The sequence below is a fragment of the Burkholderia sp. RF7-non_BP4 genome (genome assembly GCF_001521935.1).
Taxonomy (GTDB): domain Bacteria; phylum Pseudomonadota; class Gammaproteobacteria; order Burkholderiales; family Burkholderiaceae; genus Burkholderia; species Burkholderia diffusa.
Window position 1 is genome coordinate 1 of the sequence record NZ_LOTA01000018.1, and the last position, 14,145, is coordinate 14,145.

At 66.8% G+C, this 14,145-nt stretch carries 11 protein-coding genes; 2 read left to right on the forward strand and 9 right to left on the reverse strand.

Translation table 11 applies throughout. The features are described 5' to 3' along the window. Window positions 1-334: 334 nt before the first annotated feature. The 4 genes from phaP to WS49_RS07635 all read right to left on the reverse strand — a co-directional run bounded on the left by phaP (window position 335) and on the right by WS49_RS07635 (window position 4,349). Window positions 335-916, reverse strand: a complete 582-nt coding sequence (gene phaP / locus WS49_RS07620) for a TIGR01841 family phasin (protein WP_059526067.1) — start codon at window positions 914-916, stop codon at window positions 335-337. 463 nt (window positions 917-1,379) lie between these two features. Further along, complete coding sequence (locus WS49_RS07625; RefSeq protein WP_059526069.1) at window positions 1,380-2,144, reverse strand: ParA family protein; 765 nt, start codon at window positions 2,142-2,144, stop codon at window positions 1,380-1,382. Window positions 2,145-2,494: 350 nt separating this feature from the next. Continuing rightward, complete coding sequence (locus tag WS49_RS07630) at window positions 2,495-3,058, reverse strand: single-stranded DNA-binding protein (protein ID WP_059526071.1); 564 nt, start codon at window positions 3,056-3,058, stop codon at window positions 2,495-2,497. A 103-nt stretch (window positions 3,059-3,161) separates the two neighbouring features. Further along, on the reverse strand, window positions 3,162-4,349 hold the full coding sequence (locus tag WS49_RS07635) for an MFS transporter (protein WP_059451442.1): 1,188 nt from the start codon (window positions 4,347-4,349) through the stop codon (window positions 3,162-3,164). 275 nt (window positions 4,350-4,624) lie between these two features. Between WS49_RS07635 and uvrA the strand changes: the two genes are divergently transcribed. Then, window positions 4,625-7,510 carry an excinuclease ABC subunit UvrA gene (gene uvrA / locus WS49_RS07640; RefSeq protein ID WP_059526073.1) on the forward strand — a complete coding sequence of 962 codons (2,886 nt, stop codon included), beginning with the start codon at window positions 4,625-4,627 and terminating at the stop codon, window positions 7,508-7,510. Between the two features lie 255 nt (window positions 7,511-7,765). Beyond that, a complete protein-coding gene (locus tag WS49_RS07645) occupies window positions 7,766-8,848 on the forward strand; it encodes an AI-2E family transporter (RefSeq protein ID WP_059526075.1) in 1,083 nt (360 codons plus the stop codon). A 123-nt stretch (window positions 8,849-8,971) separates the two neighbouring features. On the opposite strand, the gene purU is transcribed toward WS49_RS07645, so the two are convergent. From purU to WS49_RS07670, 5 genes are all read right to left on the reverse strand, one after another. Then, entirely contained in the window at window positions 8,972-9,856 is an 885-nt protein-coding gene (purU, locus tag WS49_RS07650) for a formyltetrahydrofolate deformylase (protein WP_059526077.1), read from the reverse strand. An 88-nt stretch (window positions 9,857-9,944) separates the two neighbouring features. Beyond that, entirely contained in the window at window positions 9,945-10,802 is an 858-nt protein-coding gene (locus WS49_RS07655; protein ID WP_059526079.1) for an NUDIX hydrolase, read from the reverse strand. A gap of 4 nt (window positions 10,803-10,806) precedes the next feature. Then, a complete protein-coding gene (locus WS49_RS07660) occupies window positions 10,807-11,421 on the reverse strand; it encodes a LysE family translocator (protein WP_059526081.1) in 615 nt (204 codons plus the stop codon). A 34-nt stretch (window positions 11,422-11,455) separates the two neighbouring features. Next, a complete protein-coding gene (locus tag WS49_RS07665) occupies window positions 11,456-12,022 on the reverse strand; it encodes an adenine phosphoribosyltransferase (protein WP_059526281.1) in 567 nt (188 codons plus the stop codon). Between the two features lie 78 nt (window positions 12,023-12,100). Beyond that, window positions 12,101-14,107 (reverse strand): monovalent cation:proton antiporter family protein, encoded by a 2,007-nt coding sequence (locus WS49_RS07670; RefSeq protein WP_059526284.1) that lies wholly within the window; start codon window positions 14,105-14,107, stop codon window positions 12,101-12,103. Window positions 14,108-14,145: the final 38 nt, after the last annotated feature.

Genomic DNA, 14,145 nt, shown 5'->3' on the forward strand with positions numbered 1-14,145 from the left:
GCCGCGATCTTCGCGAGCGAGCCGCCGAATTTGCCGACCGCGGTCCGCGCGGCCGATACGATCACTACGTCCGTCATGTTTTCTTCCTGCATTGAAATCAGTGGGTCGATCCGTATTGCGCGCCGGTACGGCGCGGCGGCGGCGCGCGAGCGCCATGCGGCCGGCGATGCGGTTGCACGTTCGCGCGCGCATGCGCGCCGCGCATCCGCCCGCCTCGACCGCGTCCGGGCACGCGGCGGCGAACCGGACGTACGCCGATCGCCGCGCGGCACACGCGGCGGCCGGCGCCCGTCGGCGCCGCTCAATCAGTGTCGCGCCTGCGCGCGACACGCGCTCATGCAGCCGATTCGCGCGAAGCCGCTTCCTTGCGAGCGGCGGCGGCGGTCTGCTTGGCACCGCGGGCCGTCGTTTCGCTGACCGCGTCGAAACCGCTTTGTGCGGCCTCGATCGCCTGCCCCGTCGCTGCACGCACGGAGTCGGCCGCGGCCGTCGCCGCGGACAGCGCCGAATTCAGCGCGGCGACCACGGCGCCCGAACCCGCCGGCGCATGCTTCGTCAGCTCGCCGACCACTTCCTTCACGCGCTTGTCGTTCTGTTCGTACTGAGCCTGGGCAACCTTCGCCCACTCGGCCTGCGTCGACACCGCGATATCGAACAGATGGCGACCGTATGCGACGGCCTTGCCGGCGGCTTCCTGCGGTGCGGCGACTTGCTGCGCGAAGCCTGCCGCCGGGTTGCTCGCGTTGAACGCGTTCTTCAGCTTGTCCTCGTATTCCTCGAGCGCCGTCTTGGCCGCTTGCAGGTTGAGTTCGACGACTGCCTCGAAACCATTGATTGCCGGGCGGGCAATCGCGAACCACGCGGCGATTCCGGACTGATAATCGGCGGCGAATTTTTCGGGGGCAAATACGGACATCGGGCACGCTCCTGTTGGCAATGCGAGAGACGACGTAAAGAAAATGGAAGGCAGATCGAGGGCCTGCTTCCTTATTCACAACCCTCGGGCACGATTGACTGCGAAGAGTTGAGGATGGCCATTTTAGATGGATTAATTGTCAATTAAATTGCATTAATGCTAGGTGAAAACCCTTAGCGGCCGAAGCGACCGTACCACGACGGTGCACGCCCGTAATGGGGTCGTGTCGCAACGCCTTGTCCGGCAACGATTTTTACTTTTTTACAGGATAACCCACCGCAGCCACGCGCAACATTTACCCCCGCCATTATTCCCATTATTAGAAAAAGGGCGCGCATTGAAAATGGGGCGGATGCTTATGTAATCGTTTTTCCAGATTTATTTTGAAATCGTTCCCGGGATTATTAATGACGAATTCAATGATCGTATATAAATCGCCGGGACGTGCGACGGCGCCCGCCCCTCACCCGACCAGTTCGCGATGCAGCGCGCGAAACTCCTGCGCGAGCTTATGCGCCGGCTCGAGATGGATCACCGGCGTCGACTGCTGATGCGACTCGCGGATCTTCACCGACGCCGACAGCCGCGACGCCAGCACCGGCAGCCCCTCCTCGACGAGCTCGTCGACCAGCCGCTGCGGCAGGCTCGCGCGTGGCTGAAACTGGTTGATGACGATCCCTTCGACCTCGAGCGCCGCGTTGTGGTCCTGCTGGATTTCCTTCACGTTCTCGAGCAGCGTGTACAGCGCCCGGCGCGAGAAGTCGTCGCAGTCGAACGGAATCAGGCAACGCTCGACCGCGATCAGCGCCGAGCGCGTGTAGAAGTTCAGCGCGGGCGGCGTGTCGATGTAGACGGCATCGTAGGTGTCGAGCTCGTTGAGCGCATCGCGCAGCTTGTAGATCTTGTAGCGCGACTCGAGCTTGCCGTGCAGCGTGTCGAGGTCCGGATGCGCGGGCATCACGTCGAGCCCGTCGAAGGGCGTCGGATGGATGAACGATGCGACGTCGACCGGCCGGAAGTTGAACGTCAGCGCGGTCTCGAAGAATTCGGCGACGCCGGGATGCGCGTCGGCCGCGCGATCGCCGAGCAGGTAGCGGGTGGAATTCGCCTGCGCGTCGAGGTCGATGACGAGCGTGCGCAGCCCTTCGCTCGCGCTGATCGCCGCCAGGTTGCAGACGATCGTCGACTTGCCCACACCGCCCTTCTGGTTGAACACGACCCGCCGCATGGTGTCTCCTTCGATCGAAACGTCGAAAGAACGAGCTTAGCCGGTCAATCGTGGCGGCCGCGTGACATAGGTCAGATGCGCGGCAGCGGCTCTGACGCATGACGGTTGCCGGGCACGCTCCATCGGTCCGTTGTCGCGAGGATCCAGTCCTGTTCAGCAGTTGCGGTCACTCGGCGCGATTTCGTCGGCGTGAAGCCTGCGAGATGTTCGCCGCGCGGGGGGAAGCGCGTCAGCCACGGCCGGCCTCCGGGGCGCGGGGCGTAAACGAAAAAAGACCCGAAGGCCCGTGCCAAGCGATTCGCTTGACTCGGACATTCGGGCCCATTCCGGTGCGGGATGCCGACGTTCCGTCAGAACGGAATATCGTCGTCCATCTCGTCGAAACCGCCACCTGCCGGCGCGCTCGGACGGCTCTGACCACCACCGGCACCGCCTGCACCGCCGCGCGGCGCACCGCCGGCACGGCCGCCGCCACCGCCGCGTTCCATCTGTTCGCCGCCGCGACCGCCGCCGCCACCACCACCGTAGCCGCCGCCGTAACCGCCTTCGTCACCACCGCCACCGCCGCCGCCCGAACCGCCGCGGCCGCCGAGCATCTGCATCTGGTCGGCGACGATTTCGGTCGAATAGCGATCCTGGCCGTCCTGGCCCTGCCACTTGCGCGTGCGGATACGGCCCTCGATATAGACCGACGAACCCTTCTTCAGGTATTCGCTGACGATTTCGGCGAGACGGCCGAAAAACGCGACGCGGTGCCACTCGGTCATTTCCTTGAAATCGCCGCTTGCCTTGTCCTTGTAGCGATCGGTCGTCGCGAGACGGATGTTCGCAACCGCGTCGCCGCTCGGCAGGTAACGGACTTCAGGATCGGCGCCGAGATTGCCGACGAGGATGACCTTGTTGACGGATGCCATGTGTTTCTCCAGTAAATTCGATGCCGGGCCGCCCGCGAATGTCGTCGGAGCGGCCCGCCGGGCAAGCCGGCGAGCGCCGCCGGTGCCTGCCCGAAAAGAGGGTTCAGGCCTTGCGCGGCGGCGCTTTCATGCTGGCCGCGATTATAAGCCACGCCGCCACGAGCCCCGAGCATGCATAGAAGACGGTGTTCGCGCCGCCGTGCTTCAGCAGCCAGCCGCCCACGATGCCGCCGAGCGCGAGCCCGATCGATTGCGTGGTGTTGTAGACGCCCGTGGCCGCACCCTTGCGCGAACCGGGCGCGAGCTTCGACACGAGCGACGGCTGCGACGCTTCCAGGATGTTGAAGCCGAGGAAGTACACGAACAGGATCGCCGCCACAATCAGGATGGTATGCGGTGCGCTGCCGAGCAACAATTGGCCGATCAGGATAGCCAGAATGCCGCCGAGCAGCACCGGCTTCATCTTGCCCCGTTTTTCCGCGACGATGATCGCCGGGACCATCATCACGAACGCGAGCCCCATCACCGGCAGGTAGACCTTCCAGTGCGCGGCGACCGGCAGCCCGCCGTCGACCAGCAGGCGCGGCACGACGAGGAACAGCGCCGTCTGCGTCGCGTGCAGCACGAGCACGCCGAAGTTCAGGCGCAGCAGCTCGCCGTTGTGGAGCACCTCGCCGAACGGCGCCGGCACGTGCACGGGCTTCGCCGCATCGGGCACGATCCACATCACGACGCCGATCGCGAGAATCGACAGCACGCCGACGATCGCGAACAGCCCGCTCATCCCGACCCAGTGGAACACGATCGGCGCGCCGACGATCGCGACCGCGAACGACACGCCGATCGAGCCGCCGACCATCGCCATCGCCTTCGTGCGGTTCTGCTCGGAGGTCAGGTCGGCGATGAACGCGAGCACCGCGGACGACACGGCGCCCATGCCCTGGATCACGCGGCCGACGATGATCCACGTGATGTCGTGCGCGAACGCGGCGACGAAGCTGCCGAGCGCGAAGATCAGCAGGCCGGTGGCAATCACGGGCTTGCGGCCGAACTTGTCCGACGCCCACCCGTAGAAGATGTACAGCAGCGACTGCGTGACGCCGTAGGCCCCGAGCGCGATGCCGACGAGCAGCACGTTGTCGCCGCCCGGGATGGTTTTCGCGTAGACCGAGAAAACCGGCATGATCATGAACAGGCCGAGCATGCGCAGCGCGAAGATCGCCGCGAGCGACGTGGTCGCGCGCAGTTCGGGCGCACTCATGCGGGAAGACGTGGCGGACGGATTGGACATCGGGAATGAATTTCGAATGATCGGAATGTCCGCCCGGCGGCGGGCGGCGGAAGATCAGGGCCACCGGCCCGGCGGGCCTGGCAGGCGCTTTCCGGGACTGCTTTCCGGGACGTCACGCAGGCTGCCCGCGGGCCGCCTCGAGCCGTGCGGCGCGGCCGCTTCCCCGGCGTGGAACCGCCTTGCTGCCAGCTGCTGCAAAGGCTGGGGACCCCCAACGACGGCCTCGAAAAGCCGTTATAGTAGCAGGTTTGGTTCCCTCCATTTTCGCCAGGTTCATGGAACAGATCCGTATCCGTGGGGCACGCACCCACAACCTGAAAAACGTCAATCTCGACCTGCCGCGCCACAAGCTGATCGTGATTACCGGGTTGTCAGGGTCGGGCAAGTCGTCGCTCGCGTTCGACACCCTTTATGCCGAAGGCCAGCGCCGCTACGTCGAAAGCCTGTCCGCGTACGCCCGCCAGTTCCTGCAACTGATGGAGAAACCCGACGTCGACCTGATCGAGGGCCTGTCGCCCGCGATCTCGATCGAGCAGAAGGCGACGTCCCACAACCCGCGTTCGACCGTCGGCACGGTCACCGAAATCCACGACTACCTGCGACTTTTGTTCGCACGTGTCGGCACGCCGTATTGCCCCGACCACGACATCCCGCTCGAGGCGCAGAGCGTGTCGCAGATGGTCGACGCGGCGCTCGCGCTGCCCGAGGAAACCAAGCTGATGATCCTCGCGCCCGTCGTCGCGAACCGCAAGGGCGAGCACGCCGAGCTGTTCGAGGACATGCAGGCGCAGGGCTTCGTCCGCTTTCGCGTGCGCTCGGGCGGCGGCACCGCGAACGAGGGCGTCGCGAAGATCTTCGAGGTCGAGTCGCTGCCGAAGCTCAAGAAGAACGACAAGCACACGATCGACGTCGTGGTCGACCGGCTGAAGGTGCGCCCGGACATGAAGCAGCGCCTCGCCGAATCGTTCGAGACCGCGCTGCGCCTCGCCGACGGCCGCGCGATCGCGCTGGAAATGGACACCGACCGCGAACACCTGTTCAGCTCGAAGTTCGCGTGCCCGATCTGCTCGTACTCGCTGCAGGAGCTCGAGCCGCGCCTGTTCTCGTTCAACAACCCGATGGGCGCGTGCCCGGAATGCGACGGCCTCGGCCAGATCACGTTCTTCGATCCGAAGCGGGTCGTCGCGCACCCGTCGCTGTCGCTCGCGGCGGGCGCCGTGAAGGGCTGGGACCGCCGCAACCAGTTCTATTTCCAGATGCTGCAGAGCCTGGCGGCGTTCTACGAATTCGACATCGACGCCGCGTTCGAGGACCTGCCGGAGAAGATCCGCAAGGTGCTCCTGTTCGGCTCGGGCAAGCAGACGATCCCGTTCTCGTACATCAACGAGCGTGGCCGCACGACGATCCGCGAGCACGTGTTCGAAGGGATCATCCCGAACCTCGAGCGCCGCTACCGCGAAACCGATTCGGTCGCGGTGCGCGAAGAGCTCGCGAAATACCAGAACAACCAGCCGTGCCCGTCGTGCGACGGCACGCGGCTGCGCCGCGAGGCGCGCCACGTGCGGGTCGGCACCGGCGACTACGCGCGCGGCATCTATGAAATCAGCGGCTGGCCGCTGCGCGACGCGCTCGGCTATTTCGACGGCCTGTCGCTCGACGGCGCGAAGCGCGAGATCGCCGACAAGGTGATCAAGGAAATCGTCGCGCGCCTGACCTTCCTGAACAACGTCGGCCTCGACTACCTGTCGCTCGAGCGCAGCGCCGAAACGCTGTCCGGCGGCGAGGCGCAGCGGATCCGGCTCGCGTCGCAGATCGGTTCGGGCCTGACCGGCGTGATGTACGTGCTCGACGAGCCGTCGATCGGCCTGCACCAGCGCGACAACGACCGCCTGATCGCGACGCTCAAGCACCTGCGCGACCTCGGCAACTCGGTGATCGTCGTCGAGCACGACGAGGACATGATCCGAACGGCCGACTACGTCGTCGACATGGGCCCCGGCGCGGGCGAGCACGGCGGCGTGGTGGTCGCCGAAGGCACGCCGAAGCAGGTGCAGTCGAACCCGCAGTCGCTGACGGGCCAGTATCTGGTCGGCAAGCGCACGATCGAGTATCCGGACGAGCGGATCGCGCCCGATCCGGAGCGGATGCTGCGCATCGTCGACGCGCACGGCAACAACCTGAAGCACGTCGATCTCGAGCTGCCGGTCGGCCTGTTGACCTGCATCACCGGCGTGTCGGGTTCCGGCAAGTCGACGCTGATCAACGACACGCTGTACCACGCGGTCGCGCGCCACCTGTACGGCTCGTCGGCCGAGCCGGCGCCGCACGAGGCGATCGAAGGCCTCGAGCACTTCGACAAGGTGATCAACGTCGACCAGTCGCCGATCGGCCGCACGCCGCGCTCGAACCCGGCCACCTACACGGGCCTGTTCACGCCGATCCGCGAGCTGTTCTCGGGTGTGCCGACCGCGAAGGAGCGCGGCTACGATCCGGGCCGCTTCTCGTTCAACGTGAAGGGCGGCCGCTGCGAGTCGTGCCAGGGCGACGGCGTGCTGAAGGTCGAGATGCACTTCCTGCCGGACGTCTACGTCCCGTGCGACGTGTGCCACGGCAAGCGCTACAACCGCGAAACGCTCGAAGTGCAGTACAAGGGCAAGAACATCAGCGAAGTGCTCGACATGACGGTCGAGCACGCGTACGAATTCTTCAGCGCGGTGCCGGTCATCGCCCGCAAGCTGAAGACGCTGCTCGACGTCGGCCTCGGCTACATCCGCCTCGGCCAGTCGGCCACGACGCTGTCGGGCGGCGAGGCGCAGCGCGTGAAGCTGTCGCTGGAGCTGTCGAAGCGCGACACGGGCCGCACGCTGTACATCCTCGACGAGCCGACCACCGGCCTGCACTTCCACGACATCGCGCTGCTGCTCGAAGTGATCCACCGGCTGCGCGACCAGGGCAACACGGTCGTGATCATCGAGCACAACCTCGACGTGATCAAGACCGCCGACTGGGTGATCGACCTCGGCCCCGAGGGCGGCGCCGGCGGCGGCCAGATCATCGCGCAGGGCACGCCCGAGCAGGTCGCGAAGACGAAGGCGAGCTTCACCGGCAAGTACCTCGCGCCGCTGCTCAAGCGTCCGACCCGCAAGGCGGCGGCCGGCTGACACTTTCCGTTCCCGCGCGCGGCTGCCGGCCGCGCGCGTCCGGCGCCCGCGGCGGCGCCGGCCTCATCGTTTTCCCTTCTGCGGTTTTCCCTTCTGCGTTTACACCACGAGCCAAACTGCCCCGTGGCGGACCATAATGGCAGCTATACTTTACGGTCGTAAGGTTCGCCATCCGCACCAATCCGGTGCGGCACCGGGCGACCGCCGTCCTGCCGCCCACCGCGCGGCGCGACACACGAACGACAGGAATCCACGATGGAGAAGCAACAAGAGTCGCGCGACGCGCAGAACCGCGAGCCGCACCTGCGCAGCGTGCGGCTGACGAGCGACTTCAGCCTGCCGAAGCTGTCGGCAATCGAGATCGGCAGCTACCTGTTCGCCCTCGTCGCGATGGTGCTCGTCATCGAACTGAAGCTGCTGGGCGGGCTGCTGGCCGGCATGCTGGTCTATCAGCTGATCCACACGATCGCCCCGGTGGTCGAACGCCACACCACGAGCATGCGGGCGCGCTGGGTCGCCGTCGTGCTGCTGTCGATCGCCATCGTCGGCGGGCTCACGGGCCTGACGATCGGCATCATCGAGCACTTCGAGCACACGGTGCCGAACCTGCAGAGCCTGCTCGACCAGCTGATGCAGATCGTCGAGCAGACCCGCGCCCGCACACCGTCCTGGATCGCGAGCCTGCTGCCGGTCGACGTCGAACAGATGAAGACCAAGGCGGCGCTGCTGATGCACTCGCACATGGATCAGCTCCAGCAAGGCGGCAAGAGCGTCGCGCGCGGCTTCGGCCACGTGCTGTTCGGGATGATCATCGGCGCGATGATCGCGATCGGCGTCGAGCACGGCAAGGTGCGCCGGCCGCTGTCGACCGCGCTCGTCACGCGCGTGTCGCGCTTCGCCGAATCGTTCCGCCGGATCGTGTTCGCGCAGATCAAGATCTCGGCGATCAACGCGACCTTCACCGGCATCTACCTGCTCGTCGCGCTGCCGATCTTCCATCAGCGGCTGCCGCTGTCGAAGACGCTCGTGCTCGTCACGTTCATCGTCGGCCTGCTGCCGGTGATCGGCAACCTGATCTCGAACACGCTGATCGTCGCGGTGTCGCTGTCGGTCAGCATGGGCACGGCGATCGCGTCGCTCGCGTTCCTCGTCGTGATCCACAAGTTCGAATACTTCCTGAACGCGAAGATCATCGGCGGCCAGATCGAGTCGCGCGCGTGGGAGCTGCTGCTCGCGATGCTGATCATGGAAGCCGCGTTCGGGCTGCCGGGCGTGATCGCCGCGCCGATCTTCTATGCGTACCTGAAGCGCGAGCTGTACATGCTGCGGTTGATCTGACGCCCCCCGCCCCGGCGCGTCGCGCGCCTCACACGAAAAAAAACGCCGCGCCCCGTGAAGGGCGCGGCGTTTTTGCATGCGGGCCGGCGGGCCGGACGGCCGACGGCCGCCCCGAACCGCCGATCAGCGGAACACGACCGTCTTCGTCCCGTTCAGCACGATCCGGTGCTCGACGTGCCACTTCACCGCACGTGCGAGCGTCACGCACTCGACGTCGCGGCCGATCGCGGTGAGCTGGTCGGGCGTCATGCTGTGATCGACGCGCTCGACTTCCTGCTCGATGATCGGGCCTTCGTCGAGATCGGTCGTCACGTAGTGCGCGGTCGCGCCGATCAGCTTCACGCCGCGGTCGAACGCCTGGTAGTACGGCTTCGCGCCCTTGAAGCTCGGCAGGAACGAATGGTGGATGTTGATCGCCCGGCCGGCGAGCTGCTGGCACATGTTCGGCGACAGGATCTGCATGTAGCGCGCGAGCACGACGAGATCGGCCTGGTGTTCGTCGATCACTTCGAGCACGCGCGCTTCCTGCGCGGCCTTCGCCGCATCGGACGAACCGCCGACGAGCGGGAAGTGATGGAACGGGATGTTGTAGCTCGCGGCGAGCTGGTAGAACTCCTTGTGGTTCGACACGATCGCCGGGATCTCGATCGGCAGCTGGCCGGTGCGGTAGCGGAACAGCAGGTCGTTCAGGCAGTGGCCGATCTTCGACACCATGATCACGACGCGCGGCTTCACGGCCGCGTCGTGCATCTCCCAGCGCATCGCGAACTGCTCGGCGAGCGGCGCGAATTCGTTGCGAAGCGTGTCGAGCGCCGACGCGGCATCGGCGCCGCCACCGTCCTGCACGAAGTGCACGCGCATGAAGAACTCGCCGGTGCGGCTGTCGCCGAACTGCGCCGAATCGAGGATGTTGTTGGCGCGCTCGAACAGGAAGCCCGAGACCGCGTGGACGATGCCGTGCCGGTCGGGGCACGACAGTTTCAAGATAAAGCTGTGATCGGTCGACATGACCGCTACTCCCTTCGTTTCGGTATTCGTCAAATAGGCCGTTCGTTCGGCCGCGCTCGTGCCCGCGCTCGGGCCGGCGTGCCGCGCGTTACGCGGCCGGCGCGAACAGCGCGTCGATGCCCGCCGCGTCGGCCGCCGGGAGCCAGCGATGGCGCAGCAGCGTGTCGAGCATCGCGAGACTCGCATCCATCGTCGCGCGGCCTTCGCGCAGCCAGCCGATCACCTCGGGCACACCGGCCAGCAGGTGCTCGGCCACTTCGCCATCCTGGTTGTGCGGCGCGAAGTCGCGCGGCAGCGGCAGGTCGTACACGAAGATCAGTTCGGACTGCGTGCCTTCCGGCAGCGAGCACAGCACCTGCACCGCCCGGCCCGCGATCGCGCGCGCCGCCAGTTCGGCCGGCATGCCGGCCTCTTCCCAGCATTCCTTCGTGAGCGTCTCGTGAACGCCCAGGCCCCAGCCGATGCCGCCCGCGACGACGTTGTCGAGCATGCCGGGATCGGTGGCCTTGGTCGCGCTGCGGCGGCCGAGCCACATCCGCGGCACGGCCGGCTCGCCCGGCGCAACCGCATATTCTACGATGCCGTTCAGGTGCACCGCATAGGTCTGCGTGCCGAAGAAGCGCGACGCGGCGCGTTCGATATACGCGAGCGGCGGATCGTCGAAGCGGTTGCGGATCGCGTAGATCTCGTCGCGCCAGCCCGGAATCGCGCCCTCGGCCGCGAGCGCGCCGATCGCGCTCGCGAGCGCCATGCTGCGCGCGTCGACCGTGTCGTAACGCGCCGACAGCACGACGCGCGCGTCGGTCAGCTCGAACACGTCGGTCCAGCGGGCGAGCTTCGCGACGTCCTGGCGGCGCACCCAGCCGACCTGCTCGCCGGCGATCTCGAAACGCAGGTGCGCGGCCGGATCGAAGCGGCGCGCGGCCGCGATGCACGGAAACGTCATCGGCTCAGTCCTTCAGCGCGACGCGAATGCCGATCGCGATGAAAGTCGCGCCGGCGATCCGGTCGAGCCACACGCCGGCCTTCGGGCGGCGCTTCAGCCATGTGCCGATCGCGCCCGCGCCGACGCCGAACAGCGAAAACACCACGGCCGTCTGCAGCATGAACAGCGCCCCGAGCTCGAACATCTGCAGCGTCACGCCCTGCACGCCATGCGGATCGACGAACTGCGGCAGGAACACGACGAAGAACAGCGTGACCTTCGGATTCATCAGGTTGCCGATCACGCTCTGCCGGAAGATCGCGCCAAGCGGCTGCGGCGGACGCTCGTGCGCGTTCGCGAGACCCTGGCTGCGCAGCGCCTTGATGCCGATCCACACGAGGTACGCGGCGCCCGCGAGCTTCAGTATCTGGAACGCGACCGGCGACGAGCGCAGCACGGCCGCGACGCCGAGCGCCGCGAGCGTCGTATGGAACAGGATCCCGGCCGTGAAGCCGAGCGCGGCGACGAAGCCGGCCGCGCGGCCCTGCGAGATGCCGCGCGCGAGCACCTGCAGGTTGTCGGGACCCGGCGCGAACGTGATCGCGATCGACGTGGCGAGAAACAGCATGAAGTTGGGCATCGTGACCTCGCGGCGTGGGCCGGCGTCCAGTGGTTCAGTGGCCGGCGAATTCGGTGACGGTATAGACGGGCAGCCCCGCGTTGCGCAGCAGCGTCGAGCCGCCGAGATCGGGCAGATCGATGATCGCCGCGCCTTCGACGACGACCGCGCCGAGCCGCTGCAGCAGGTTGCGCCCCGCCATCATCGTGCCGCCGGTGGCGATCAGGTCGTCCATGATGATCACGCGATCGCCCGCGCGGCACGCGTCTTCGTGGATCTCGACGGTCGCGCTGCCGTATTCGAGGTCGTACGACTCCGAGCACGTCTTGTACGGCAGTTTGCCGACCTTGCGGATCGGCACGAAGCCGACGCTCAATTCGTACGCGACGATCGGCGCGATGATGAAGCCGCGCGCGTCGAGCCCCGCGACGTAGTCGAGCTTCGCATCGACATAGCGTTCGACGAACAGGTCGACGAGGATGCGCAGCGCCTTCGGGCTCTGCAGCAGCGTCGTGATGTCGCGGAACATCACGCCCGGCTGCGGCCAGTCGGGCACGGTGCGGATCTGGCTGTGGATGAAGGCGACCGGATCGAGCGGTGCGCCCGACGACGAATGCGGCATGAAACTCTCCGAAAAAAACGGTGCGCGAAGATCGGGCACCGTTTCGAACAAATACGGGTCAGGTTATCGAATCGCGACTCAGGCAACCGCGGCCGGCGGCTCGCGCCGATGGCGCGACAGCCGCTCCTCCGCGAGCGCGAGCGCTTCGGGCAGCCCGCGCAGCACGACGATGTCGCTCGCGCGCAGCTTGGTCTGCGGGTCGGGCTCGACGCCGCGGATGCCGTGCCGGCGGATCGCCGTGACTTCCAGCCCGAGCGCATATAGCCCGAGTTCCTCCAGCGAGCGCCCGACCGCGTCCGCGCGCGCATCGACCGGGACCGATTGTAGCCGCACCTGCTCGTGATCGTCGTCGTCCGCATCGTCCGCGCCGCGGAAATAGCCGCGCAACAGACTGTAGCGCTCGTCGCGCATCTCCTCGACGCGCCGCACGACCTTGCGCATCGGCACGCCGACCAGCACCAGCGTGTGCGACGCGAGCATCAGGCTGCCCTCGACGATCTCCGGAATCACCTCGGTCGCGCCGGCCGCGAGCAGCTTCTCGAGATCGGCGTCGTCGACCGTGCGCACGATCGCCGGCAGCGTCGGCTCCAGTTCGTGCACGTGATGCAGCACGCGCAGCGCGGACGGCGTGTTCGCATACGTGATCGCGACGGCCGCCGCGCGATGGATACCGGCCGCGAGCAGCGACTCGCGGCGCGCCGCGTCGCCGAACACGACCGATTCGCCGGCCGTCGCGGCCGCACTCACGCGATCGGGGTCGAGGTCCAGTGCCACGTACGAAATGCCTTCCTGCTCGAGCATGCGCGCCAGGTTCTGCCCTGCGCGGCCGTAGCCGCAGATGATCACGTGGCCGCGCTGCTTGAGGCTTTGCGTCGCGATCCGCGTCATCTGCAGCGACTGCTGCATCCACTCCGTCGACGACAGCCGCATCACGATCCGGTCGGCATTCTGGATCAGGAACGGCGCGGCGAGCATCGACAGCAGCATCGACGCGAGGATCGCCTGCAGCAGCGTCGGATCGACGAGATGCCGGTCGAGGATCAGGTTCAGCAGCACGAAGCCGAATTCGCCGGCCTGCGCGAGGCCGATGCCGGTGCGCATCGCGACGCCCGGCGTCGCGCCGAACAGCCGCGCGAGGCCCGCGATCATCGTCCCCTTGAACAATATCTGCCCGACGAAGAAGCCGAACACGAGCAACGGATGCTCCCAGATCACGCGCGGATCGAGCAGCATCCCGGTCGTCACGAAGAACAGGCCGAGCAGCACGTCGCGGAACGGCTTGATGTCTTCCTCCACCTGATGGCGGAACGGCGTCTCGGAGATCAGCATGCCCGCGATGAACGCGCCGAGCGCGAGCGACAGGCCGAAGCGGTCGGTGATGAACGCGGCGCCGAGCGTGACGAGCAGCAGGTTCAGCACGAACAGCTCCTGCGAGCGGCGCCGCGCGACGACGTTGAGCCAGCGCGTCATGAAACGCTGCCCGACGATCAGCAGCAGCGCCAGCGCGATCACGATCTTGACCGCCGCGAAACCGAGCGTGAGCGCGAGATCCTTCGACGACTCGGCGCCGAACGCGGCGATCACGATCAGCAGCGGCACCACGGCCAGATCCTGGAACAGCAGCACGCCGAAGATGTTGCGGCCGTGCGCGGTCTCGATCTCGAGCCGCTCGGCGAGCATCTTCGACACGATCGCCGTCGACGACATCGCGAGCGCGCCGCCGAGCGCGATGCAGCCCTGCCACGTGATGTGCACCCAGCGCTCGAACAGCATGCCGAGCGCCAGCGCGAGCACGAGCGTCGCGACCACCTGCAGGAGGCCCAGCCCGAACACGAGCCGCTGCATCGCCCGCAGCTTCGCGAGCGAGAATTCGAGGCCGATCGAGAACATCAGGAACACCACGCCGAATTCCGCGAGATGCTCGGCCCGCTCCAGATCCGCGGCGACGCCGAACGCGTGCGGCCCGACCAGGATGCCGACGGTCAGGTAGCCGAGCATCGGCGGCAGGTTCAACGAGCGAAATACGACGACGCCCACCACCGAGGCCAGCAGCAGCAGCAGGGTCATTTCGAGCGGGGAAATCACGGGCGAAGCGTCCTCGTTCGTCGGGGCCACGGCAATGC